The following is a 24,008-nucleotide window of genomic DNA, read 5'->3' on the forward strand; positions in this document are numbered from 1 at the left end:
TGTCGAGCCGCCGCTTTACTTCACCAGCGGGCAGCCCCCGTCGGCCATCGGCCGGAAGGCCTGGTCGCCCGGCACGGTGGCGAGGAGCTTGTAGTAATCGTAAGCCGCCTTGCTGTCGGCCGGGGCCTTCACCTCGAACAGGAACAGGTCGTGCACCGCCCGGCCGTCCTGGCGCACCGTGACGGTGCCGAAGAGCGGATCGTTGATCGGCTTCTCGCGCATCGCCGCGACCACCTTCTCGCCCTCGATCGTGCCGGTGTCGCGCACCGCCCGCAGGTAGGCAAGGGTCGAGGAATAGACGCCGGCATGGTTCTCGGTCGGCATCCGGCCGTTCATCCGCTCGCCGAAGCGCTTGGCGAAGGCGCGGGTGCCGTCGGTGCGGTCCCAGTAGAAGGCGCTGGCGAGCTGCATCCCCTGCGCCGCCTTGAGGCCGAGCGCGTGGACGTCCGAGAGCTGCACGAACAGGGCGGCGAGCCGCATCTCGGGCATCACTCCGAACTCCGCCGCCTGCTTGACGGCGTTGATCATGTCGGCGCCGGTATCGGCGAGCGCCAGCACCTGGGCGCCCGAGCCTTGCGCCGAGAGCAGCGGCGAGGCGAAGTCGCCGGCATTGAGCGGGTGCTTGCTCGATCCCTTCACGCTGCCGCCGGCGGCCTTGAGCGCCACGGTGGCGTCGCGCTCCAGCGCGTGGCCCAGCGCGTAATCGACGGTGACGAAGTACCACGACTTGAGGCCGCGCCCGGCGATGGCCCGCGCGGTGGCCGACCCTTGCGCCCAGGTATCCGACACCCACTGCACGGTGGTCGGCGCGCAGGCCTTGCCGGTGAGGTCGGAGGTGAGCGCGCTCGAGGCCAAAGCCACCCGGTGGCGCTCGCGCATCAGGTTCGACACCGCCAGCGCCACAGCGGAATTCGGCAGATCGACGATGGTCGAGACGCCTTCCTGGTCGAGCCAGCGGCGGGCGGTGGCGAGCCCGATATCGGGCTTGTTCTGGTGGTCGGCCGACACGACCTCGACCTTGAGCTCGCCGGCCTCCTTGGCGAAGTCCTCGACAGCGAGCTGCGCCGCCGTCACCGAGCCGGTGCCGGCTTGGTCGGCGAAGGGCCCGCTCATGTCGCTGAGCACGCCGATCTTGATCGGAGCCTTGGAATCCTGCGCGAGGGCGGAGGTGGTGAGGGCCAGCGACAAAGCGAGGCCGGCGGCGCCGGCAACCCGAGAGCGAAACGACATCGGGGGACCTCCCAGAGAGTTTTTGTCAGATCTTGTTCCCGGCAAGGCCGGTTCGGGCCCTGTATGTCAGGGGTGCGCGGCGGCGTCGATGCGGATCGCTCGGCGTGGTTGAGAAAGCTGGGATGTGACGCGTCGGGTGTAGCCCGTGAACCCAACCCCCCCTCTGCGGGGGAGGGTGGCCCCTGCATCGGACGGGTCGGGAGAGGGTCGGCACGGCGTTGATCGTGGTGGCGCCCTTCATGACGCGCGCGCCGTTTCCGGGAACGGCGCCCCCGTCCCGCCCGGCTCCCCAGGGCGCCCTCCCCTGCAAAGGGGGAGGGTTTTTGACGGGGCTGCGAATGGGAACTCCTTCTCCCTGCCATTGCTCCTTCGTCACTGAACGGCTAAGCTTCCGATCGACGGTTCCCCTCGGGGATCAAAAGGGAACGCGGTGAGGGCTTGCCCGATGCCGCGGCTGCCCCCGCAACTGTAAGCGGCGAGCCTTCCATCACTCACGTCACTGGGGCCTCGACCCTGGGAAGACGATGGCAGGCGCGGACCCGTGAGCCAGGAGACCTGCCGTCAGCCGTGGTCACACGCGAGCACGTCGGGCGGGGTGTCCTGATGGGTGTCGAGGCGTCGGCCCAGGCCGTCGCCCCGCTGTCGTTCGCGGTGACGTGCCACAGCCGCGTGCCGTCCCACCGTGTCTCCCGCCCTCCCCCGCCGACCCGCAGATCCGGCGCGCCCCGCGCGTCGGCATCAACACGCGCGCCGAGCCGGAGGCCAGATATGTAACTTTATAACGTTACATTTGCGGCGTGACCCGCTACGGACGGGCGTCAGCCTGCCCCGGACCCCATCATGCCCGCGCTCCGCGCCTCGCGTTTCACCACCTTCGCCACCGCCCTCGCCGCTCCGCTCCTCGCCGCCCAGCCCGGCGCCGCGGAAGACCTGACCCTCGACACCATCGACGTCGCGGGCATGCGCGGCCGCGACGCCGCCGCCCCCGGCCTCAACCTCGCGACGCCGTCGCGCTCAGGCTCCCGCCTCGGCCTCACCCCGCTCGAGACCCCGGCGAGCCTCGACATCATCAGCGGCGAGACCATCCGGGCCCGCGGCCAGAACACCGTCGAGGAGGCGGTGACCCAGAACGCCGTCGGCATCACCAGCATCGCGGCGCCGGGCAACGGCAACCTCGCCTTCACGGCGCGGGGCTTTGCCGGCGCCGGCTCGGTGCAGCAGCTCTATGACGGCACCCGGCTCTATGTCGGAGCCGGCACGGTGACGTTCCCGTTCGACACCTGGTCGGCGGAGCGGATCGAGGTCCTGCGCGGCCCGGCCTCGGTGCTCTACGGCGAGGGCGCGATCGGCGGCATCATCAACGTGGTGCCGAAGAAGCCGGTCTTCACCCCCATCGGCGAGGCCCGGGCGGCGATCGGCTCGGACGGCGTGGCGCGGCTCGCCCTCGATACCGGCGGGCCGGTCGGCGAGGACCTGGCCTACCGGATCAACCTGAGCGGCAACCGGGCCGACGGCTGGGTGAAGCCCGACGGCGATTTTCGCAACATCGCCCTCTCGGCCGCGGTGACGTGGCGGGCGGCGCCCGACCTGAGCGTCACCCTCTCGCACGATCTCGGCTATAACGAGCCGGCGCGCTACTGGGGCTCGCCGCTGGTCGGCGACCGGGTGCCCGACCGCCTGCGCTTCACCAACTACAACATCCGGGATTCGCAGATCGCCTGGTTCGACAACTGGACCCAGCTGCGCACCGAGTGGACCCCCACGGCCGACATCACGATCCGCAACACCGCCTACCGTCTCTCGACCGAGCGGCACTGGCGCGACGTCGAGCAATACACCTACCAGCCGGCGAACGGGCTGATCCGGCGCGACGACTACATCGAGATCTTCCATCACGAGGAGCAGATCGGCAACCGCTTCGACGCCACCTTCCGCGGCAGCCTGTTCGGCTTCAAGAATTCCGTGGTGGCCGGCTTCGACGTCAACCACATCGATTTCCGGCGCGACAGCAATTCCCCGTTCGGCGGCGCGAGCTTCGTCGATCCGTACACGTTCGCCCAAGGCGGCTTCATCAACCTCGCGGGCACCCGCACCGACATCGTCTCGCGCACCCGCCAGGCCTCGGTCTTCGCCGAGGACCGGCTGGAGCTGTCGCCCCAGCTCGCCCTCGTCACCGGCATCCGCTACGACGCGCCGACGGTCGCGGTGAGCCGGCCCCTCGCCGGGACGGCGTTCGAGAAGACCTTCGATTCGGTCAGCACCCGCATCGCCGCGGTCTACACCCCGACGCCCGACCTTGCCCTGTATGCCCAGTACGCCACCGCGGCCGATCCCCTCGGCAGCCTGATCACCACCAGCGTGTCGCAGGCGCAGTTCCAGCTCGCCACCGGCGAGCAGGTCGAGGCCGGCGCCAAGGGCCTGTTCGACAACGGTCGCGGCGAGTGGACCTTCGCGGCCTACCACATCCGCAAGGACAACCTGCTGACCCCGATCCCCGACCGGCCGACCGAGGTCGCGGCGGTCGGCAGCCAGTCGTCGCGGGGCATCGAGGTCGCCGTCGCCTACCAGCTGTCGGAGGCCTGGCGCATCGAGGCCAACACCGCCCTGCTGCGGGCCCGCTACGACAATTTCTCGCAAGTCACCGATGCGGGCCTGGTGTCGTTTTCCGGCAAGGTCCCGACCGAGGTGCCGCAGCGCGTCACCAATGTCTGGCTCAGCTACGCCTTCGCCCCGGGCTGGGTGGCGCGGCTCGGCGTCAACGATGTCGGGCCGGTCTTCAGCGACTTCGCCAACACGGTCCGGCGCCCGGCCTACACGCTGGTGAACGCCACCCTGGACTGGCAGGTGACCCCGACCTCGCGCCTGTCCCTGCGCGGCTACAACCTCACCGACCAGCTCTACGCGGTCTCGGGCAACACCAATTCCTGGCTGCTCGGCCGCCCGCGCTCGGTCGAGCTCGCCTACCACGTCACGTTCTGATGCGGGCCCCAAGGCTGACGGGCTCGGCGTCGAAGGCCCTGGTCAAGCGGCTGAAACGGTGGCTGCATCTCGGCCATCGCTGGCTCGGCATCGTCACCGGCGTCTTCGTCGTCGCCTGGTTCGCCTCCGGGCTGGTGATGCTGGCCGTCGGCTTCCCCGCTCTCACCGAGGCCGAGCGGCTCGCCGCCCTGCCGCCGCTCGACCGGGCGGCGGTGCGGCTGACGCCGCAGGAGGCGATGGCGCGGGCGGGCCTCGCCCGATTCCCCGCCCGCCTCACCCTGGCGATGCGGGGCGGCGAACCCGCCTACTGGATCACCGGCGCCGACGGGGTGCGCCGGGCCGTGTCGGCGGCGACCGGCCTGCCCGTCCCGCCGCTCGACGCCGCGAGCGCGGCGGCGCTCGCCGCGACCCACCCGGCGGCGCGGTCGGTCACCGATCTCGGGCCGGTGACCCGCGACCAGTGGACGGTGACGGCCCGCTTCGATGCGGCAAGGCCGTTCCGGCGCGTCGCCCTCGGCGATGCCGCCGGGACCGAGCTCACCCTCTCGGTCGCCACGGGGGAGCTCGTCCTCGACACCACGCGGACCGAGCGGGTGTGGAACTGGGTCGGCGCGGTGACCCACTGGATCTACCTCACGCCGCTGCGGGCGCGGGCGGGCTTGTGGCAGGACGTGGTCCTGTGGCTCTCCGGCATCGCGCTCGCGGGAGCGGTCAGCGGCTACGCCCTCGGCTTCGTCAGGCTGATGCGCGACCGGCTCACGCCGTATCGCGGCTGGACCGCCTGGCACCATCTCGCGGGCGTCGCCGGCGGTCTCGCGATCGTCACCTTCCTGCTCAGCGGCTGGCTGTCGATGAACCCGCGCGGCTGGTTCGGCCCCCGCGCGCCCGATGCCGCCATGCGGGACTCCTATGCCGGGCAGACGGCGCCGGTCTTCCCTCTCGGTCTCGACGCGGTCGCGCGGGCGCCCGCGGGGAGCGTGGCGCTCGACTTCGCCTGGATCGGCGGCCGGCCCCTCGTCACCGCGGCCGGACCGGGCGGGACCGCCCCGTGCTGCGGCACGGCGCTCACGCCCGAGGCTGTCGTCGCGGCTGGACGCCGGCTGCTGCCCGAGACCCCGCTGCGCGCCGTGACGCGGATCGCCGCGCCGGATGACTACTGGTACGACCGCCACGGCGCCCTGCCTCTGCCGGTGCTGCGCCTCGCCTTCGACGATCCGGCAGGGACGTGGTTCCACCTCGATCCGGCCACCGGGGCGATCCTTAGCCGGACCGACCGCAGCGGGCGGGCCAATCGCTGGCTGTTCGACGCCCTCCACACCCTCGATGCCGGCCCGCTGGCGCGGCATCCGGGCTGGCGCATCGGGCTGATCATCGCGCTGAGCGCCCTCGGCCTGTCGGTCGCGGGCAGCGGCGTCGTCCTCGGCTGGCGCCGGCTGCGGCGGCGCGGTCGACGGCCGGGACGCGCGTGACGGCGACCGGTCCCCCCGACTATCCGCGTCCCGCCGGCACCGGTCCCGGCCCCGGTCGGCCGATGTCATGGACCGGAATCCTGGCGATGCGGGCGCCTGCCGCACAGGCCGCATCATCCGGATACGCTGCCGGGCGCCGAGCTTCCTTGCACGAACGACGCCCAGTTCATCGAATACGCTGAGTCTTCTCGCGATCGCGCAGGCGAAGTCGGCGGCAGGATGTGCGCCGGGCAGGTTGCAGAACGGCGCGCGCCGGTCGCCGGTCCGGGGACGGAATCGAGCACAATCGACTACACCGGCGCGACGAATCACAGACGTGGCGCCCCCGCTGCGCCGCCGGATCGACCTGCGGCGTCGATCACGGCACTGCAATCACCACCACCATTGGTTGTGTTTCGCGACATCGACTTTCGTCGGCTTCCGCCGCTCGACAGATCGACGGCGGGAGGGACGTCATCGCCCCCACAGATCAGTTGCTTGACCAGGCTATACAACCCAAAAACAACCCGATCGACGAAGCAACACGCCAGTCGAGAGCCCGTTCTGAAAAGCTATGCCACTGTGACGGCATGCGAAAACGTCGGAATGGGCTAGCGGCATTCAGATACCGATAACTTTCCTCCTGCATACTCTAGTGATCGAAGCTGTCGGACGAGCCGGGATGGCCCTGTACCTCAAGCAATTTCCGAGGTTCCTGGCGCAGCGCCGTGGGCCGGTGATCCTGGGCCTGATCGTGGTGGCGCTCCTGTGGGGCGGCGTCGCGGTCAAGCACGAGAACGACGTGCGCAACGCCCTCCAGGATTCCGAGCGCACCACGCACAATTTCGCGATGGTGTTCGAGGAGAACGTCCTGCGCTCGATCGGCGAGATCGACAAATCGCTGCTGTACATGCGGCGCAGCATCGAGAACCGCTCCGGCCGGGAGGACTACGCCACGATCGCGAACACGACCGATCTCCTGAGCGAGATCATCGTGCAGGTGGCGATCATCGGGCCGGACGGAGTGATGCGGGCGACCAATGCCGGGCCGCAGCCGCCGCCGGCGACCGACCTCAGCGACCGCGACCATTTCCGCGTCCATGTCGAGAGCCCCGACGACATCCTCTATATCAGCCGTCCGGTGATCGGGCGGGCGAGCGGCCGGGTCTCGGTGCAGTTCAGCCGCCGGTTCCGCGGTGCGGATGGCGGCTTCGGCGGCGTGGTGGTGGCCTCGCTCAACCCGAGCCACCTGACCCAGTTCTACGACAAGATCGACCTCGGCACCCCGGCGGCGATCTCGCTCATCGGCAGCGACGGGGTGGTGCGCTCGAGCGGCGGGGCCGGGGGCGGGTTCGGGGTCGGCGCCGATCTCAGCCGCACCGAGACCTACGCGAAGATCCGCACCGGCCGCTCCGGCACCTTCACCCTCGAGATGCCCGACGGCAGCGAGACCCGGCTGGTGACGATCCGCAAGGTGCGCGAGCATCCCCTGTGGGTGAGCGTCAGCGTGCCGGAATCCGAGATCTACAAGGATTCCCGCGCCACCCTGCGGATCGACGCCGTGGTGGCGGCCCTGCTGACGCTGCTGGTCGGGATCGCGGTCGAGAAGCTCCTGCGCATCGAGGCCAAGCGCTCCGAGGCCGAGGCCCGGGTAGTGCGGCTCGCCTCCCTCGACCCCCTGACCGACCTGCCGAACCGCCGGGTGTTCCGCGCCTCCCTTGAGGGGCGGGCGGAGGCCGCCCGGACCGCGCCGGACGCGTCCTACGCGGTGATGTTCCTCGACCTCGACCGGTTCAAGCTCGTCAACGACACCCTCGGCCACAAGGTCGGCGATCACCTGCTCCAGGCGGTGGCCGACCGGCTCACCGCGGTGCTGGAGCCCGGCGAGGTGCTGGCGCGCCTCGGCGGCGACGAGTTCGCCCTGATGGTCCCGCGGGCCGGCGACCGGGCCCGCCTGGAGGCGCTCGCCCACCGTATCGCCGAGACGGTGCTGCCGCCCTTCGAGATCGGCAGCCACCAGATCCGCTCCAGCGTCAGCATCGGCATCGCGGTCGGGCCGGCCGACGGGGGCACCGCCGACGACATCCTGATCGCCGCCGACCTCGCGCTCTACGCCGTGAAGGCGAGCAAGCGCGGCACCTTCCGGTTCTACGACCGGCAGATGAGCGAAGGTCTGGACGAGCGGCGCCAGCTCGAGGCCGACCTGCGCCGGGCGATCGAGCGCGGCGAGCTGGAACTGCACTACCAGCCCTCGGTCGTGCTCAAGACCGGCGAGATCGCCGGGTTCGAGGCGCTGGCGCGCTGGCGCCACCCGGCGCGGGGCAACGTGCCGCCCTCGCTGTTCATCTCGATCGCCGAGGAATGCGGCCTGATCCACGCCATCGGCGAGTGGTCGCTGACCGAGGCCTGCCGCCAGGCCGCGACCTGGCCCGACCGGCTGAAGATCGCCGTCAACCTGTCGCCGGTGCAGTTCTCCGGCCCCGACCTCGTCGGGATGGTGCGCGGCGTGCTGGCCCGCACCGGCCTGCCGGCCCACCGCCTCGAGCTCGAGATCACCGAGCAGATGCTGCTCGACAGCGGCGAGGCGACGCTCGCGATCCTGCGCGACCTCAAGGCGCTCGGCCTCCACGTCGCGATGGACGATTTCGGCACCGGCTACTCGTCGCTCAACTACCTGCGGAGCTTCCCGTTCGACCGCATCAAGGTCGACCGCAGCTTCGTCACCGGGCTCGGCGCGGGGGCGCAGAACGCCGCGATCGTCCGCGCCGTCATCGACATCGCCCGGGTGCTCGGCATGCGCACCACCGCCGAGGGGATCGAGACCGCCGACCAGCACCACGTCCTGGCGCTGCTCGGCTGCGACGAGGTCCAGGGCTACCTCTTCAGCCGCCCGGTCCCGGCCGACGAGGCCCGGGCCTTGATCGACCGCTGGCGGGCGGAGGACCGGCTGGCCAAGACCCTGGCGGCGTGAGGACCCTGGCGGCGTGAGGACCCTGGCGGCGTGACAGGCCGCGGCGGCGTCCGCCGCATCCGGGCGCCGGCGCATCGTCCGACGACGCGGACGCCGTTGCGCCGCAGAGCGTGCGGCCGGATCGGAGACCCGGACCCATCCGGCGGCGTCGGCCGCGGGTCGACCCGGGCCTAGCCCGCGACCGCGACGAGGGCCGCCGAGTCGAGGTCGAAGCTCCCGTCCGGGCCGACCGCGAAATACTCCCGGACCACGGCGGGGGCCCGGTCCTGCAGCGAGCGGATGGCCTCGGCGTGAGGCGCGGGCGTCCGCGTGCGTGCGGTCCAGACGGGAAATTCCATCCGCAGCCGCCGCATCGTGAGGCTCTCGACGGCGAAACCCGCCCGCGACAGGGCGGAGACCAGCTCGGCCGTGCTGTAGTTGCGGACATGCGAGGCGTCCCGCAGCAGCTCGATCGCCTGCAGGTGGCTGTCGAGGACGCGGTCGGCCGGCGCGACCGTGTCGATGAGCACGCCCCGTCCCCCGGGCTTCAGGACGCGGCGCGCCTCGCGCAGCCCGGCCTCCAGATCCTGCCAGTGATGCGCGGAGAAGCGGCACAGCACGGCGTCGAAGGACGCCGGCGGGAAGGGCAACGCTTCCGCAGCCGCCTGCCGGACGGTGATGTTGGACAGGCCGCGCTCGGCCGCCGCCGCAGCGACGGCCTCCAGCATGGCCGGGGTGATGTCGCAGGCGACGACCTCGGCGACGTATGGCGCTGCACGGTAGCTGACGTGACCGCCGCCGCACCCGAGGTCGAGCACCCGTGCGGCGGAGAGGCCGCGCACGATCGCCTCCACCTGATCGAGGTCGCCGCCGGCGCTGTGAACCGTGCTGGTGACGTAGTCCGGGGCCCGAGCGCCATATTCCTGGGCGACGAAGGCGTGCTGGGTTGTCATCGAGGGGTCTCTCCAGTGGCACCGCCACCGTGAGGCCGCCCCCATGCTGGTACAAGTTGGCAGGATATGCTGGTATATCCAGCACCCGCATGTCCCTGCCCGTCGACCAGCGGCGCCTCCTCGGCGCCTTTCTCCGTGCCCGCCGGGAGGCGCTGGCGCCCGCCGCGATCGGGCAGCCGCCCGGCGCGCAAGGTCGGCGGCGTACGCCCGGCCTGCGGCGGGAGGAGGTGGCGCAGCTCAGTGGCCTCAGCACGACCTGGTACACCTGGGTCGAGCAGGGACGGGACATCGCCCTGTCGGCGGCGGCCCTGGCCCGTCTCGCGGACGGCCTGCGCCTGAACCCGGCGGAGCGCGCCTACCTGTTCGAGCTGACCCGCCGGCGCGACCCGTCCGCACCCGCCGCGGTGCCGGACTCGGCCGCCGCTCCCCCTGACCTGCTCGACACGCTCGGCGCCCTGTCGGTTCCGGCCTACCTGCTCGACCGGCTCTGGCGGGCGCGCGGCTGGAACGACGCCGCAGGGCGCCTCTTCGCCCCCTGGTTCGATGGCGGCGAGCCGTGCCTGCTGCGGTTCGTGTTCCTGCACGCGGCGGCACGCCGCTTCATCGTGGACTGGGAGGAGCGCGCCCGTCGCCTGCTGGCCGAGTTCCGGGCCGATACCGGGCACAATCCGGACGATCCGGCGATGGTCGATCTGGTCCGCGAGCTGCGCCGATCCAGTCCCGACTTCGCGATGTTCTGGAACGACCACGCCGTGCTGGCCCGGGAGGGCGGCCTGCGCAGCTTCGATCACCCGGAGGACGGCCGGCTGCGCTACGAGCAGGTCACCTTCGTCCCCGCGACCCAGCCGGACCACAAGCTCGTCGTCCTGCTGCCGCGGTAGCCCGTCGATCGCCCGCCGTCGGAATGCCATCGCGATGGCGGTGGCGCTCGGGCCGGGTCGAACGGCCGGATCCCCATCCGCCGGATCGTTTCGGGCTCCGCTGTCGCGGCCCCGGCATGATCCGGACGGGGTCGTGCCCCGTCGGGGACGATCAGGCCGCGTAATCCCTGGACAGGATGAGGGCCTCGGGCCGGTGCAGGCGCATGGCGGCCGGGCGGGCCAGTCGCGGGGGCCCGGCCTCGGGCCGGCGCGCCCGGATCCGGGGTGCCGCGGTCCGGCCTGCCCCGGCCCGGCGCGTCCAGGTCTCGTGCCAGAGCAGCAGGGCGCCCGCCGCGACCACGATGACGCCGCCGACGACGAGGTGGAGGTTGGGGACCTCGCCGAAGGCGAGGTAGCCGAGGGCCATGCCCCAGACCAGCATCAGGTAGTAGAACGGCGACACCGCGGTGGCCGGGGCCGAGGCGAGCGCCCGGGTCCAGAGATATTGCGCGCCGACATTCGAGGCGCCGAGCAGCCCGAACAGGGCGGCGTCGGTGCCGCTCGGCCAGCGGAAGCCGAAGACCAGCAGCAGGGAATGCGCGGCCGCCATCACGGCCATCTGCCAGATCAGCAGGGTGCCGGCCTTCTCGGTCTTGGCCATGCCCCGCACCGCCACCGTGACGGTGCCGTACATCACGGCGTTGCCGAGGGCGAACAGGGCCCCGACCTGCAGCGAATCGGCCCCCGGATTGGTGACGACGAGCACGCCGAGGAAGCCCACCACCAATACGCCCCAGCGCACCGGGTCCGACGCCTCCTTGTGCCAGAGGATCGCCACCACGGCGGCGAAGAGCGGCGCCGAGAAGCCGATCGCCGTGACCCCGGCGAGCGGCATCAGCCCGAGCGCCAGCACCGTCAATGTCTGCGAGATCGCCTGCGACAGGCCGCGGGCGACGTGGGCCCCCGGCTTCCTGGTGCGGAACACCGACAGGCCGGTGGCCGGCAGCATGAACGCGCAGACCAGCCCGAAGGCGATCGACGAGCGCAGGAACATCACCTCGCCGACCGGGTAATGCGCGACGAGGTGCTTTGAGAACGCGTTCGACAGCGTCAGCAGCACGGTCGCGCCGATCATCAGCGCGATGCCGCGGGGAATGTTGTCGGCGGGGCGGGCGGCCTCCGCCGGCGGCCGGCCGGCATCAAGCGGGCGAGCGGTGCTCGTCATCGGGGGCGGTCTCCGGCGGGGCGTCGCGGTCAGGCGACCGGCAGGGCGTCGACCGCCGTGACGCCCTCGCGCCCGGCCTCGTCGCCGGCCGCCTCCTCGAGCCGGGCGCTCGCGAAGTCGGCATCCATGAACCAGGGCTTCACCCCGACGCCGCGGCGCAGGGAATACATGTAGAAGATCGGCATGGTGGCCGGGAACAGGTCGCGGAACTCGCTGCCGTTGAAGGTGACGAACACCGCGCCCGGGAAGGCCGCCGCCACGGCGCGCTTCTCGATCATGTTCATGCGGTGATAGTCGAGGGCGCCCTGCTCGGTGGAGCCCTCGCCGCGGTACCACTTGGCCGCGCAGGCGACCAGGCTGGCCAGGATCTCCCCCGAGGGCTCCTCCTCGGCCGTGTCGGCGCCCACCTCGCGGCCGAAGGCGACGACGTCGCTGAGCCGGGTGGTGGTGAAGCCGCGGGCCTGGGCCGCGGCGTCGATGGCGCCGAAATAGGCATTCACTGCCTCGGCCGGATGCCCGTTCAGCGACGCGTGGGTGTCGGTGCAGATCAGCCGGATCAGCGCCCCCGGCGCGTAGGCCTGGCGCACCCGCTCGGCGAGCTGGCCGAGATAATCGAGGCAGGCGAGGTCGGGCGCAGCGATCCCGGAGCGCGGGCCCTTGCCCCAGTAGAGCACGAATTCGAGCGGCCGCCCGTCCTGCAAAGCCGCCTCGACCATCGGCACCAGCCGCTCGGCGTTGCCAGGCTGCTCGCGCTTGAACGCCCAGGTATTAAAAGACTTGATTATCAACTCAGAGTTGATCTTCGCGGCCGGCTTTCCCTTAAGGACTTTTTTCCGAGTCGACTGCAAGTTGATCTCTCGCTTTCCGGTTGCGGGAAGGTCGGTTCCGCTGGGAGAGGCCACCTGCATGTCTTCCGTCCCTGTCTCGATCGCGATTGTATATCCGATAGTAGACTTTTCTAGAGTAGGCATGACGGCGACCTGTTCATCGTCCGGAATGCGCGATAAGTGGGTTAACAACTGGCTAAAGTCAATCAAATTGCGAATAAATAGTTAACGGGATCGCAGGAAAGCGCTTCGCCGGCGCATCATTGCCGACCGCCTTGCAGCGTCGCGGTGGGGTCCCGCTCCGCGGCCGCGTTGGACGCGATCTTGCCTTGGCGTAACCTGGCTCCATCCGGGGGCGCAGGCGGGTCGCAGGGAGGCTCATGGATCTCAGCAGCATCACCGAGGTGGCGACGCCCTGCTCCAGGGCCGCCCTGCCGGCCTGGCGCCCGGGCGACGCCTGGCTCGCCGGCGGGACGTGGCTGTTCTCCGAGCCGCAGGCGGGGATCGGCCGGCTGATCGACCTGCCCTCCCTCGGCTGGGAGCCGCTCGCGGTGACGACGGAGGGCCTGCGGATCGCCGCGACCTGCACCATCGCGGCCCTCGACCGGCTCGACCTGTCGGCGGCCTTCGCGGCCTCGCCGCTGGTCGGGCAATGCTGCCGGGCGCTGCTCGGCTCGTTCAAGGTGTGGAACGCCGCGACGGTCGGCGGCAATGTATGCCTGGCGCTGCCGGCCGGGCCGATGACCGCCCTCGCGGTCGCCCTCGACGGGACCGGCCTGATCTGGACGCCCGACGGCGGCGAGCGCTCCCTCCCCGTCCGCGACCTGGTTCGGGGGCCGCAGGAGACGGCGCTCGCGCCCGGCGAGATCCTGCGCCGGATCGACCTGCCGGCGGCGGCTCTGCGGCGGCGCACCGCGTTCCGGCGCCTCTCCTTGAGCCCCAACGGCCGCTCCGGCGCCCTGGTGATCGCGACGCTCGATCCCTCGGGCGCCTTCGCCGTCACGGTGACCGCCGCGACCCGCCGCCCGGTGCGGATCGACCTCGCGGGCGTGCCGGAGGCCGGGGCGCTGGCGGCGGCGCTCGCCGCCGCGATCCCGGACGGGCTCTGGTACGACGACATCCACGGCGCGCCGGACTGGCGCCGCCACGTCACCGGGCTGCTGGCCGAGGAGGCCCGGGCCGAGATCGCGGGAGGCGGCGCATGAAGCTCACCGTCAACGGCCACGCGCACGAGGCCGCGCCCCGCCCGGGCCAGTGCCTGCGCACGCTCCTGCGCGAGCTCGGCTGGTTCGGGGTCAAGAAGGGCTGCGACGCCGGCGATTGCGGCGCCTGCACGGTCCATCTCGACGGCGAGCCGCTGCATTCCTGCCTGGTGCCGGCCTTCCGGGCGGCGGGGCGGAGCGTCACCACCGTCGAGGGCCTGGCCGGCCCCTGCGCGCCGGGGGACGGCGTGCCGGAGCGGCTGCACCCGGTTCAGGCGGCCTTCGTGGCGGCGCAGGGCTTCCAGTGCGGCTTCTGCACCCCCGGCATGGCGATGACGGCCGCCGCCCTCGACCAGGGCCAGGCCCGCGACCTGCCGGCCTCGCTCAAGGGCAACCTCTGCCGCTGCACCGGCTACCGGGCGATCGCCGACGCGATCGCGGGCATCGCCGACGCGATCGCGGGGGATCCCGGTCCGTCCTGCACCCACAGCCCGCCGGCCCCGGCCAGCGCCGCGATCGTCAGCGGCCGGGCGCGCTACACCCTCGACCTCGCGGTGGCCGGCGCCCTGCACCTGAAGGTGCTGCGCTCGCCCCACGCCCACGCCGTCGTGCGGTCCATCGATGCCGCGGCCGCCCTCGCGGTGCCGGGCGTGGTGCGGGTGCTGACCCCTGCGGACGCGCCCGACCGGCTGTTCTCCACCGGCCGGCACGAGAACCCGGCCGACGACGCCGCCGACACGCGGGTGCTCGATCCGGTCCTGCGCTTCGTCGGCCAGCGCGTCGCCGCGGTGGTCGCCGAGAGCGAGGCGGCGGCGGAGGCCGGCTGCCGGGCGCTCGTCGTGGAGTACGAGGTGCGGCCGGCCTGCCTCGATCCCGAGCTTGCCCTCGACCCGGACGCCCCGCTCGTCCACGGCGCGCGGCCGACCGGCGAGGACGCACCGCCGCTGCACCCCCACCCCAACCTCGCCGCCGAGGCGCATGGGGCGATCGGCGACGTGGCGGCGGGCCTCGCCGCCGCCGACGTCGTGGTCGAGGGCACCTACCGCTCGCAGCGGATCCAGCACGCGCATCTCGAGACCCACGCGGCCGTGGGCTGGCGCGATCCGGACGGGCGGCTCGTCATCCGCTCCAGCACCCAGGTGCCGTTCCTGACCCGCGACGCCCTCTGCACCCTGTTCGACCTCCCGCGCGAGCAGGTGCGGGTGGAGTGCGGCCGGGTCGGCGGCGGCTTCGGCGGCAAGCAGGAGATGCTGACCGAGGATCTGGTGGCGCTCGCGGTGCTGGCCACCGGCCGGCCGGTGCGCTGGGAGCTGACCCGCACCGAGCAGTTCACCGCCACCACCACCCGCCACCCGATGCGGGTGCGGGTGCGGCTGGGAGCCCGGGCCGACGGCACCCTGACGGCGATCGCCCTCGACGTGCTGTCGAATACCGGCGCCTACGGCAACCATGCCGGCGGCGTGCTGCATCACGGCTGCAACGAGGTGATCGCGGTCTATCGCTGCCCCGCCAAGCGGGTCGACGGCTACGCCGTCCATACCCACACCCTGCCGGCCGGCGCCTTCCGCGGCTACGGGTTGAGCCAGACCATCTTCGCGGTCGAATCCGCCATGGACGACCTCGCCCGCGCCCTCGACCTCGATCCGTTCGAGCTGCGGCGGCGCAACGTCGTACGCCCCGGCGACCCGATGGTGTCGACGAGCCTGGAACCGCACGACGTCCAGTACGGCAGCTACGGCCTCGACCAGTGCCTCGACGCGGTCGCGGCCGCGCTGTCCGTGCCCCCTCCCCCGGCCCTGCCGGGCTGGCGCACGGGATCCGGCATGGCTCTGTCGATGATCGACACCATCCCGCCCCGCGGCCATTTCGCCGAGGCCCGGATCGCGCTCACGCCGGATGGCCGCTACGGCTTGCGCGTCGGCACGGTCGAGTTCGGCAACGGCACCTCGACCGTGCACCGCCAGATCGCCGCGGAGATCCTGGGCACAAGCCCGGACCGGATCGCCCTGCGCCAGGGCGACACCGATGCGGTGCCGCACGATACCGGCGCCTATGGCAGCACCGGCATCGTGGTGGCAGGCCAGGCGACCCTGCGGGCCGCGGACGCCCTGGCGACGATGCTGAAGGAGCGCGCCGCCGCCCGCCTCGGCGTCGCGCCGCAGGCCTGCCGGCTCGACGGCGAGGCGGTGACGGCGGGCGACCGCCGGGTGCCGCTTGCCAATCTCGCCCCGATCGAGGCGACCGGCCGCGCCGACGGCAGCCCGCGCTCGGTGGCGTTCAACGTCCAGGGCTTCCAGGTCGCGGTGCGGCCGGAGACCGGCGAGGTCCGGATCCTGCGCAGCGTCCACGCCGCCGATGCCGGGCGGGTGATGAACCCGGTCCAGTGCCGCGGCCAGATCGAGGGCGGCGTCGCCCAGGCGCTCGGCGCCGCGCTCTACGAGGATCTTCGGATCGACGGCGAGGGTCGGGTCGTGACCCCGTCCTTCCGCACCTACCACATCCCGGCCATCGCCGACGTGCCCCGCACCGAGGTGATCTTCGCCGACACCCGGGACGCCGTCGGGCCGCTCGGCGCCAAGTCGATGAGCGAGAGCCCGTTCAACCCAGTGGCGCCGGCCCTGGGCAATGCCATCCGGGACGCGACCGGCGCGCGGCTGACCGCGACGCCGTTTTCGCCCGACCGGATCTACCGGCAGACCAGAGACGCCATCAGCAGCGGCGAGGAGGAGCGATGGACCTGAAGCGCGACGACGGCCTGACCCGGCAAGATGCTCCGTCGAAAGGCGGTTTCCTGGAGCGCACCTTCGCGCTCTCGGCCCACGGCACCACCGTGCGGACGGAGCTGCTCGCTGGGCTGACCACCTTCCTGACGATGGCCTACATCGTCTTCGTCAATCCCAACATCCTGGGCGATGCCGGGATGCCGAAGGGGGCGGTGTTCGTCGCGACCTGCCTCGTCGCGGCGATCGGCTCGCTGGTGATGGCGTTCTACGCCAACTACCCGATCGCCCTCGCGCCGGGCATGGGGCTCAACGCCTACTTCGCCTACGTGGTGGTGCTCCAGATGGGCTACACCTGGCAGGCGGCGCTCGGCGCGGTGTTCATCTCCGGCCTGTGCTTCATGGTGGTGACGCTGACGGGCTTACGCCGGATCATCGTCGACGGCATCCCGCGATCGATGCGCATCGCCATCACGGTCGGCATCGGGCTGTTCCTGGCGATCATCGCGTTGAAGAGCGCCGGCGTGGTGGCGGCGAGCCCGGCGACCTTCGTGACGCTCGGCGACCTGCACAAGCCGAGCACGGTGCTGGCGGCGCTGGGCTTCCTGATCGTCGCGGTGCTCTCGGTGCGCAAGGTCCGGGGCGCGCTGCTCGCCGGCATCCTGACCGTCACGGCCCTCAGCTTCATCGTCGCCGACAACACCTTCCAGGGTGTCGCCTCGCTGCCGCCCTCGATCGCCCCGACGCTGTTCGCCCTCGACATCAAGGGCGCGCTGGCGGGCGGCCTGCTCAACGTGATCCTGGTGTTCTTCCTGGTCGAATTGTTCGACGCCACCGGCACGCTGATGGGCGTCGCCAACCGGGCGGGGCTGCTGACCGAGGGCAAGATGGAGCGGCTCGACAAGGCGCTGATGGCGGATTCCTCGTCGATCTTCGTCGGCTCGCTGCTCGGCACCTCGAGCACCACGGCCTATCTCGAGAGCGCGTCCGGCGTCGAGGAGGGAGGCCGCACCGGGCTCACCGCCGCGACGGTGGCGGTCTTGTTCCTGGCCTGCCTGTTCTTCGCGCCGCTCGCCGGCTCGGTCCCGGCCTATGCGACGGCGCCGGCGCTGTTCTACGTCGCCTGCCTGATGCTGCACGAGCTGGTCGATCTCGATTGGGACGACCTGACCGAGGTGCTGCCGGCTTGCGTGACGGCGCTGCTGATGCCCTTCACCTACTCGATCGCCAACGGCGTCGCCTTCGGCTTCATCACCTACGCGGTGATCAAGCTGCTCACCGGGCGGTTCCAGGAGGTCAAGCCGGTGGTGTGGGTGATCGCGGCGGTGTTCCTGTTCAAGTTCGTGGCGACGGGCAGCGCGCATTGACGGGCGCAACACCCGAACCCTCCCCCCCCGCAGCGGGGGGGAGGGTTCCAGCGCTTTGCTGAAATCCAGCTCAGTACTTCCGGACCAGGCTCACCAGCCGGCCCTGGATCCGCACCCGGTCCGGCCCGAGCACCCGGGTCTCGTAGGCCGGGTTGGCGGCCTCGAGCGCGATCGACGAGCCGCGGCGGCGCAGGCGCTTCAGGGTGGCCTCCTCGTCGTCGATCAGCGCCACGATGATGTCGCCGGTATTGGCGGTCTCCTGGCGGCGGATCACCACGAGGTCGCCGTCGAGGATGCCGGCCTCGATCATCGAGTCGCCGCGCACCTCCAGGGCGTAATGCTCGCCGCTGGCGAGGAAGTCCGGCGACATCGCCACCGAGCGGCTCTGGCTCTGGATCGCCGAGATCGGCGTACCGGCGGCGATCCGGCCCATCACCGGAATGCTGATCGACTGGCCGTTCTCGTCCGGTGCCGTGGCCATGGCCGGGATGCCGGCGGGCCGCTTCGGCTCGTGGGCGCGCCCGCCCTCGACCACGCTGGGGTTGAACCGCACCACCTCGGCGCCGGTCGCGGCCGGTGCCGCCGCCGGCCCGGTCACCGCGTCGGGCAGGCGGATCACCTCGATCGCCCGGGCCCGGTTCGGCAGGCGGCGCAGGAAGCCACGCTCCTCGAGCGCCGTGATCAGGCGGTGGATGCCCGATTTCGATTTGAGATCGAGGGCGTCCTTCATCTCGTCGAAGGACGGGGGCACGCCCGTCTCGCGCATTCTCTGCTGAATGAAGCGGAGCAGGTCCAACTGCTTACGCGTGAGCATGTGACACTCTCATCCCCGCGCTGCCGCGCTCCGGAAACAAATCGCGAACATGGTAAGCGTTCCGCAAGTGTTCCGCAAGCGGGTATGGAAGTGCGGCGCGGGAACGCAGCAGAACCGGCGCGAGAGCGAGAGATCGCGGCCGATTCGGGCCGGATCGACGGGGCAGACTGGCCGGTCATGTCCGGCACACTACGATCGCCCGGGTGCCGGGCCGCTACCGGCGGGCCGGTGCGGGCCGGTCGGTGAAGAGCGGGTTCGGCGGCGGTTCCGCGGCGGCGGAGGGCGGACGGTCGAAGGAATCCGCCAGGGACTCGATCTCGACCGGGGCCGCGACCGCGCCGTCGCTGCCGGCGGGCGGCACCGGGGGCTGGCCGGCGATGACCTTCGGCAGCCGCAGGCCGCCGGGGCCGACGGTCGTCTGCGCCGCCTGCGCCGAAGCCTGTGCGGGCAGCAGGAACGCCACCACGATGCCGGCCGCCAGGATCGCCCTCATCCGACGCTCTCCTCTCGCTGCCGGGCCGTCCGCGCGGGCGGCGGCAACGGCTCCGCCGAAGCCGGGCCGGGCCGGCGCTCACCCCCGCCCCTTGCGGCCCTTGTATTTCGGCCGCTGGCCCGGGAACCCTTGCGTCGAGCGGCCGGTCGGGCGCTCGGCGTAGGAGAACGGCACCTCGCGGTCCGTGCCAGGGCCCATGTCGTCGAGGTCGGGCTCGCGGATGCGGGTGCCCTCGTCCGAGACGCCCTTGCCGCCCGGCCCGTAACCCAAGGGCTCGGGTCCGCGGCGCTTGCGCTTGGCGCCGAAGCGGCCGGCCTCGCGCTCGACCTCGGCCTGCTCGGCCATCGGGTCGTCGGCGATGGCGAGCTCGGTGGCTTGCAGCCGCTTGAGCTCGTCGCGCAGGCGTGCCGCCTCCTCGAAGTCGAGATCGGCGGCGGCTGCCCGCATCCGCTTCTCGAGATCGGCCATCACCGCCTTGAGGTTGTGGCCGACCGTGACGGCGGACTTGGCGAGCCCGGTATCGACCTGGACGTGGTCGCGCTCGTAGACGCTCTCCAGGATGTCGGAGATGTTGCGCTTCACGCTCTGGGGCGTGATGCCGTGCTCCTCGTTGTAGGCGAGCTGCTTCTTGCGCCGGCGCTCGGTCTCCGCCATCGCCCGCTCCATCGAGCCGGTGATCTGGTCGGCGTAGAGGATGCAGCGCGCCTCGGCGTTGCGGGCGGCGCGGCCGATGGTCTGGATCAGCGAGGTCTCGGAGCGCAGGAACCCTTCCTTGTCGGCGTCGAGGATGCCGACCAGGGCGCATTCCGGGATGTCGAGGCCCTCGCGCAGGAGGTTGATGCCGATCAGGACGTCGAAGGCGCCGAGCCGCAGATCGCGGATGATCTCGATGCGCTCCAGCGTGTCGATGTCGGAATGCATGTAGCGCACCCGCACGCCGTTCTCGTGCAGGTACTCGGTCAGGTCCTCGGCCATGCGCTTGGTGAGGGTGGTCACCAGCGTGCGGTAGCCGGCGGCCGCCACCTCCTTGACCTCGCCGAGCAGGTCGTCGACCTGGGCGCGGGCCGGGCGCACCTCGATGACGGGATCGACGAGGCCGGTCGGGCGGATGACCTGCTCGGCGAAGACGCCGCCGGTCTGCTCCAGCTCCCACTTCGCCGGCGTCGCCGAGACGTGGATCGATTGCGGGCGCATCGCGTCCCATTCCTCGAACCGCAGCGGGCGGTTGTCGAGGCAGGAGGGCAGCCGGAAGCCGTACTCGGCGAGCGTCGCCTTGCGGCGGAAGTCGCCCCGGTACATGCCGCCGATCTGCGAGACCGTGACGTGGCTCTCGTCGGTGAAGACCAGGGCGTTGTCGGGCAGGTACTCGAACAGGGTCGGCGGCGGCTCGCCGGGCTTGCGGCCGGTGAGGTAGCGCGAATAGTTCTCGATGCCGTTGCAGGCCCCCGTCGCCTCGATCATCTCGAGGTCGAAGGTGCAGCGCTGCTCCAGGCGCTGGGCCTCGATCAGCCGGCCCATCCGGGTCAGCTCGTCGACCCGCCACTTCAGCTCGTCCTTGATGCCCTTGACCGCCTGCTGGAGGGTCGGGCGCGGCGTCACGTAGTGGCTGTTGGCGTAGACCTTGACGAACTTGAGCGTGTTGAGGGTCTTGCCGGTGAGCGGATCGAACTCCGAGATCGACTCGATCTCGTCGCCGAACAGGCCGATGCGCCAGCCGCGATCCTCCAAGTGGGCCGGCCACAGCTCGATCACGTCGCCGCGGACCCGGAAGGTGCCGCGGGCGAAATCGGACTGGATGCGCTTGTATTGCAGCGCCACGAGATCCGCGACGAGCTGGCGCTGCTCGATCTTCTCGCCGAGGCTGACGGTGAACGACATCGCCGTGTAGGTCTCGACCGAGCCGATGCCGTAGATGCACGACACCGAGGCGACGATGATGACGTCGTCGCGCTCCAGCAAGGCCCGCGTGGCGGAGTGGCGCATCCGGTCGATCTGCTCGTTGATCGACGACTCCTTCTCGATGAAGGTGTCGGACCGGGCGACGTAGGCCTCGGGCTGATAATAATCGTAGTACGAGACGAAATATTCCACCGCGTTGTCAGGGAAGAAGCTCTTGAACTCGCCGTAGAGCTGCGCCGCCAGGGTCTTGTTGGGGGCGAGGATCAGGGCCGGACGCTGGGTCTCCTCGATGACCTTGGCCATCGTGAAGGTCTTGCCGGAGCCCGTCACCCCGAGAAGCACCTGGTCGCGCTCCTGGCCCTGCACGCCGGCGACCAGCTCGGCGATCGCGCGCGGCTGGTCGCCGGCCGGGGTGAACTCCGAATTCAGCCGGAACGGGACGCCGCCCTCCGATTTCTGCGGCCGCTCGGGGCGGTGCGGGCGCCACAGCTCGCCGTTCTTGAACAGCGGGTTGCCCTCGGTGAGGAGCTTCGTCAGCGCGTCGACCGTGGCCGAGACGCCCTCGCTCGCCAGGGAGCCGCGCTCCTCCACCATCTCGCCGTCCGGCTCGCGCAGGCCTAAGTCCCGGGCGAGCGCCGGGTCGACATCGGCAGCGGTGCCGTGCGCGAAGGTGGCCTGCGGCGCCTCGCCGAAGCCGTCCGGAGCGGCGGCCGGGGCGCGCCGGGTCTTGCGGACGGGTGCGCCGACGGGCCCGGCCTCGGCCGCGTCCTTCGCCGCCTCCTTGCGCGGGCGACCGCGCTTCGGCGGCTCGGGCGGCGGGGGCGGCGGCGCGACGACGGGCAGGCGGTCGCGGTTCAGCGCCGGGTTCAGCAGCTCGGCGAGGAACGGGTCGAGCGGCTTCAGCTCGGGCTTCGAGGCCTTGCCGGTCGACAGGCGGGGCTTCTTCGGGGCTGGCATGGCCCAGATATGGCAAGCCGTGACGAGGCCGGAAAGGGCCCTCGTCAGCGCACCCTGGCGACCGCGAGGGTGCTGCCGTGGACGAAGGCGAAGGCGATGCCGGCCTGCTGCAGCGCGGCGATCGCGGCGTGGCGTGAGCGGACCGATTGCCCCTCGCCCCCCTCCTCCAGGCGCCGGATGGTCGAGAGGGAGAGGCCGCTGGCGGCGGCGAGCTCGGCCATCGACCAGTCGAGCAGGCCGCGGGCGGCCCGGATATGCGCGCCCTGCACCGCCTGCTCCAGGCCGCGCCGGGCCAATCCGGACGCCACCGGCCGGATCCCGTCGACGCGGGAATTCAGGCTGGCCCAGGTCTCGATCCGCCCGTCGGCGCCGCGCACCGGGGCGAACACCCCGCGGAACAGGCCCTTCCCGCCGCCGGTGAGGGTCAGGTGCTGCTCGATCACGAAGGCCTGCCCGGCAGGGAGCAGCACCGTCATCCGGTCTTGGACGCTCGCGCGCTCCTCCGGCACCAGGACCCGGCTCCAGTCGGCGTGGAACTCCTGCTGCGACAGGCCGGTGAGGCTCAGGAGCTCGCGCGACGCGACGCGGAGCGTCGTGCCGCAGGGCGAGGCATGCGTCCAGGCCTGGGCGTGCTCGAACAGAACCCGCCGGCGCCGCTGCTCCTCCCGATGCAGGAGGGCCAGGCGCTCGGCATCGGTCACGTCCAGCACCACCCCGGCCACCGCCCGCGGCCGGCCCTCCGGGGTGACGTAAGCCGTCCCCCGGCAGGCCAGCACCCGCAACGAGCCGTCCGGCCGGATCACCCGGACGGTGTGGTCGTTGAAGATCCCGTCCCGCATCACCCGGGCATTGGCCTCGATGAGCGGCCGGTCCTCGGGATGGACCAGGGTCAGGAACAGGCCGTAATCCGGCCGCACGGCGCCGGGCGCGACGCCCAGCAGCCGGTAGAGGCCCGGGGACCACGCCTGCTCGTCGGTAGCGAGGGTCCAGGTCCAGCTGCCGGTCAGGCCGTAAGCCTCGACGAGACGCAGGAAATCGCGGTCCGTGAAGGCTTCGTCGAAGGCGGGCCCGGGGGACGAGGGCGTGTGCCGGTTCACGACAGCCTCCCGGACTCCGCGCGTGGATGGGCCGGCACCGGCACGGGCAGCGCGTCGTCGGGCCCGAGGGACGGCGGCAGGTCACGGTCCCAGGGCGGGTCGGCGAAGCGGCCCGCCACGAACTCGACCAGGGCCCGGACCTTGGCCGGCGGGCTGCGGCGCGACGGCATCATGGCGTGGATCGGCAGCGACGGGATCGTCCCGAGATCGAGCGCCACCAGGCTGCCCCGCCGCAGGGCGTCGGCGACCAGGAAGGTCGGCTGGTAGATCATCCCGAGCCCGGCGGCGGCGGCGGCCACCAGGGCATCGCCGTTCGAGGCCCGCAGCGACCCCGCCACCGTCACCGTGCCGCCCTCGAAGCGCCAGCCGTCGTCGCTGGCGAGCGTGTAGCCGAGGCAGTTATGGTCGGCGAGGTCCTGCGGGCGGCGCGGCCACCCCCTCGCCGCAAGGTAGGACGGCGCGGCGCAGACCCGCATCCGGCACGGGGCCAGCGCCCTGGCGACCAGGCTCGAATCCCGCAGGTGGCCGATCCTGATCGCCAGGTCCCAGCCCTCCTCGATCAGGTCGACCGGCCGGTCGTTCAGGCCGAGCTCGACGGCGAGCGTCGCATGGGCCCGGGCGAAGTCCGCCAGCATCGGAGCGACCTGCAGCACCCCGAACGAGACCGGCACGTTGAGCCGCAGGGTGCCGCGGGGCTCCTCCGCCTCGGCCCCGGCCGCCGCCTCGGCCTCGTCGATCTCGGCGAGGATGCGCTCGCACGCCTCGTGGTAGCGCCGGCCGGCCTCGGTCAGGGTCAGGCGGCGGGTGGTGCGGTGCAGGAGCCGGACCCCGAGCCGGTCCTCGAGGGCGGCGACGTGCTTCGTGACGCCGCTCTGCGACAGGCCGAGCGCCCGCGCGGCCGCCGAAAGGCTGCCGGTGGAGGCGACGCGCACGAAGATCTGCATTCCGGTCAGACGGTCGGGCACGGTTCGATCTCACTCTCTGGGT

16 protein-coding genes and 1 riboswitch are annotated in these 24,008 nt (G+C 71.8%); of the genes, 7 read left to right on the forward strand and 9 right to left on the reverse strand.

The features are described 5' to 3' along the window. Positions 1-15: 15 nt before the first annotated feature. A complete protein-coding gene (locus FF100_RS25520; RefSeq protein ID WP_139038583.1) occupies positions 16-1,230 on the reverse strand; it encodes an ABC transporter substrate-binding protein in 1,215 nt (404 codons plus the stop codon). Positions 1,231-1,612: 382 nt separating this feature from the next. Next, positions 1,613-1,807, forward strand: a riboswitch (cobalamin riboswitch). 263 nt (positions 1,808-2,070) lie between these two features. Between FF100_RS25520 and FF100_RS25525 the strand changes: the two genes are divergently transcribed. The 3 genes from FF100_RS25525 to FF100_RS25535 all read left to right on the forward strand — a co-directional run bounded on the left by FF100_RS25525 (position 2,071) and on the right by FF100_RS25535 (position 8,628). Continuing rightward, a complete protein-coding gene (locus FF100_RS25525; protein ID WP_139038584.1) occupies positions 2,071-4,209 on the forward strand; it encodes a TonB-dependent receptor in 2,139 nt (712 codons plus the stop codon). Further along, positions 4,209-5,678: a PepSY domain-containing protein gene (locus tag FF100_RS25530; protein WP_139038585.1), complete on the forward strand. Its 1,470-nt coding sequence runs from the start codon at positions 4,209-4,211 to the stop codon at positions 5,676-5,678. The genes FF100_RS25525 and FF100_RS25530 overlap by 1 nt, the downstream gene beginning before the upstream one ends. A 661-nt stretch (positions 5,679-6,339) precedes the next feature. Further along, on the forward strand, positions 6,340-8,628 hold the full coding sequence (locus tag FF100_RS25535) for a putative bifunctional diguanylate cyclase/phosphodiesterase (RefSeq protein ID WP_139038586.1): 2,289 nt from the start codon (positions 6,340-6,342) through the stop codon (positions 8,626-8,628). Between the two features lie 170 nt (positions 8,629-8,798). Here the strand turns inward: FF100_RS25535 and FF100_RS25540 are convergent, their stop codons facing one another. Further along, entirely contained in the window at positions 8,799-9,560 is a 762-nt protein-coding gene (locus tag FF100_RS25540; protein ID WP_139038587.1) for a class I SAM-dependent methyltransferase, read from the reverse strand. 89 nt (positions 9,561-9,649) lie between these two features. Here FF100_RS25540 and FF100_RS25545 point away from each other — a divergent pair, with 89 nt between their 5' ends. After that, positions 9,650-10,441 carry a helix-turn-helix transcriptional regulator gene (locus FF100_RS25545; RefSeq protein ID WP_139038588.1) on the forward strand — a complete coding sequence of 264 codons (792 nt, stop codon included), beginning with the start codon at positions 9,650-9,652 and terminating at the stop codon, positions 10,439-10,441. Between the two features lie 151 nt (positions 10,442-10,592). On the opposite strand, the gene FF100_RS25550 is transcribed toward FF100_RS25545, so the two are convergent. Together FF100_RS25550 and FF100_RS25555 are read right to left on the reverse strand one after the other, a co-directional pair. After that, positions 10,593-11,645: a DMT family transporter gene (locus tag FF100_RS25550; protein ID WP_205825010.1), complete on the reverse strand. Its 1,053-nt coding sequence runs from the start codon at positions 11,643-11,645 to the stop codon at positions 10,593-10,595. A 29-nt stretch (positions 11,646-11,674) separates the two neighbouring features. Continuing rightward, positions 11,675-12,433, reverse strand: coding sequence for a hypothetical protein (locus tag FF100_RS25555; protein ID WP_139038589.1), 759 nt, complete (start codon positions 12,431-12,433; stop codon positions 11,675-11,677). A gap of 419 nt (positions 12,434-12,852) precedes the next feature. Here FF100_RS25555 and FF100_RS25560 point away from each other — a divergent pair, with 419 nt between their 5' ends. From FF100_RS25560 to FF100_RS25570, 3 genes are read left to right on the forward strand one after another with little or no spacing between them, the layout of a single operon-like run. Continuing rightward, positions 12,853-13,677, forward strand: a complete 825-nt coding sequence (locus FF100_RS25560) for an FAD binding domain-containing protein (protein WP_139038590.1) — start codon at positions 12,853-12,855, stop codon at positions 13,675-13,677. Then, positions 13,674-16,415, forward strand: coding sequence for a molybdopterin-dependent oxidoreductase (locus FF100_RS25565; RefSeq protein WP_139038591.1), 2,742 nt, complete (start codon positions 13,674-13,676; stop codon positions 16,413-16,415). Before FF100_RS25560 ends, FF100_RS25565 begins: the two co-directional genes overlap by 4 nt. Further along, positions 16,406-17,761, forward strand: a complete 1,356-nt coding sequence (locus FF100_RS25570) for an NCS2 family permease (protein ID WP_139038592.1) — start codon at positions 16,406-16,408, stop codon at positions 17,759-17,761. The genes FF100_RS25565 and FF100_RS25570 overlap by 10 nt, the downstream gene beginning before the upstream one ends. Positions 17,762-17,831: 70 nt before the next feature. On the opposite strand, the gene lexA is transcribed toward FF100_RS25570, so the two are convergent. The 5 genes from lexA to FF100_RS25595 form a co-directional block, all read right to left on the reverse strand. Beyond that, complete coding sequence (gene lexA / locus FF100_RS25575; protein ID WP_139038593.1) at positions 17,832-18,575, reverse strand: transcriptional repressor LexA; 744 nt, start codon at positions 18,573-18,575, stop codon at positions 17,832-17,834. A 214-nt stretch (positions 18,576-18,789) separates the two neighbouring features. Beyond that, positions 18,790-19,068 carry a hypothetical protein gene (locus tag FF100_RS25580; RefSeq protein WP_139038594.1) on the reverse strand — a complete coding sequence of 93 codons (279 nt, stop codon included), beginning with the start codon at positions 19,066-19,068 and terminating at the stop codon, positions 18,790-18,792. A 78-nt stretch (positions 19,069-19,146) separates the two neighbouring features. Next, positions 19,147-21,924 carry an excinuclease ABC subunit UvrB gene (gene uvrB, locus FF100_RS25585; RefSeq protein ID WP_139038595.1) on the reverse strand — a complete coding sequence of 926 codons (2,778 nt, stop codon included), beginning with the start codon at positions 21,922-21,924 and terminating at the stop codon, positions 19,147-19,149. A 44-nt stretch (positions 21,925-21,968) separates the two neighbouring features. Then, entirely contained in the window at positions 21,969-23,021 is a 1,053-nt protein-coding gene (locus tag FF100_RS25590) for a PAS domain-containing protein (RefSeq protein ID WP_139038596.1), read from the reverse strand. Further along, the gene (locus tag FF100_RS25595) at positions 23,018-23,986 is read right to left on the reverse strand and encodes a LysR family transcriptional regulator (protein WP_139038597.1); all 969 of its coding nucleotides are present in this window, start codon (positions 23,984-23,986) and stop codon (positions 23,018-23,020) included. The genes FF100_RS25590 and FF100_RS25595 overlap by 4 nt, the downstream gene beginning before the upstream one ends. Positions 23,987-24,008: the final 22 nt, after the last annotated feature.

The sequence above is a fragment of the Methylobacterium terricola genome, from assembly GCF_006151805.1.
Classification (GTDB): domain Bacteria; phylum Pseudomonadota; class Alphaproteobacteria; order Rhizobiales; family Beijerinckiaceae; genus Methylobacterium; species Methylobacterium terricola.

Bases quoted from the DNA above. Each gene is read 5' to 3' on its own strand.
- FF100_RS25520 (WP_139038583.1), bottom strand. From the start codon at position 1,230: ATGTCGTTTCGCTCTCGGGTTGCCGGCGCCGCCGGCCTCGCTTTGTCG.
- FF100_RS25525 (WP_139038584.1), top strand. From the start codon at position 2,071: ATGCCCGCGCTCCGCGCCTCGCGTTTCACCACCTTCGCCACCGCCCTC.
- FF100_RS25530 (WP_139038585.1), top strand. From the start codon at position 4,209: ATGCGGGCCCCAAGGCTGACGGGCTCGGCGTCGAAGGCCCTGGTCAAG.
- FF100_RS25535 (WP_139038586.1), top strand. From the start codon at position 6,340: ATGGCCCTGTACCTCAAGCAATTTCCGAGGTTCCTGGCGCAGCGCCGT.
- FF100_RS25540 (WP_139038587.1), bottom strand. From the start codon at position 9,560: ATGACAACCCAGCACGCCTTCGTCGCCCAGGAATATGGCGCTCGGGCC.
- FF100_RS25545 (WP_139038588.1), top strand. From the start codon at position 9,650: ATGTCCCTGCCCGTCGACCAGCGGCGCCTCCTCGGCGCCTTTCTCCGT.
- FF100_RS25550 (WP_205825010.1), bottom strand. From the start codon at position 11,645: ATGACGAGCACCGCTCGCCCGCTTGATGCCGGCCGGCCGCCGGCGGAG.
- FF100_RS25560 (WP_139038590.1), top strand. From the start codon at position 12,853: ATGGATCTCAGCAGCATCACCGAGGTGGCGACGCCCTGCTCCAGGGCC.
- FF100_RS25565 (WP_139038591.1), top strand. From the start codon at position 13,674: ATGAAGCTCACCGTCAACGGCCACGCGCACGAGGCCGCGCCCCGCCCG.
- FF100_RS25570 (WP_139038592.1), top strand. From the start codon at position 16,406: ATGGACCTGAAGCGCGACGACGGCCTGACCCGGCAAGATGCTCCGTCG.
- lexA (WP_139038593.1), bottom strand. From the start codon at position 18,575: ATGCTCACGCGTAAGCAGTTGGACCTGCTCCGCTTCATTCAGCAGAGA.
- FF100_RS25580 (WP_139038594.1), bottom strand. From the start codon at position 19,068: ATGAGGGCGATCCTGGCGGCCGGCATCGTGGTGGCGTTCCTGCTGCCC.
- uvrB (WP_139038595.1), bottom strand. From the start codon at position 21,924: ATGCCAGCCCCGAAGAAGCCCCGCCTGTCGACCGGCAAGGCCTCGAAG.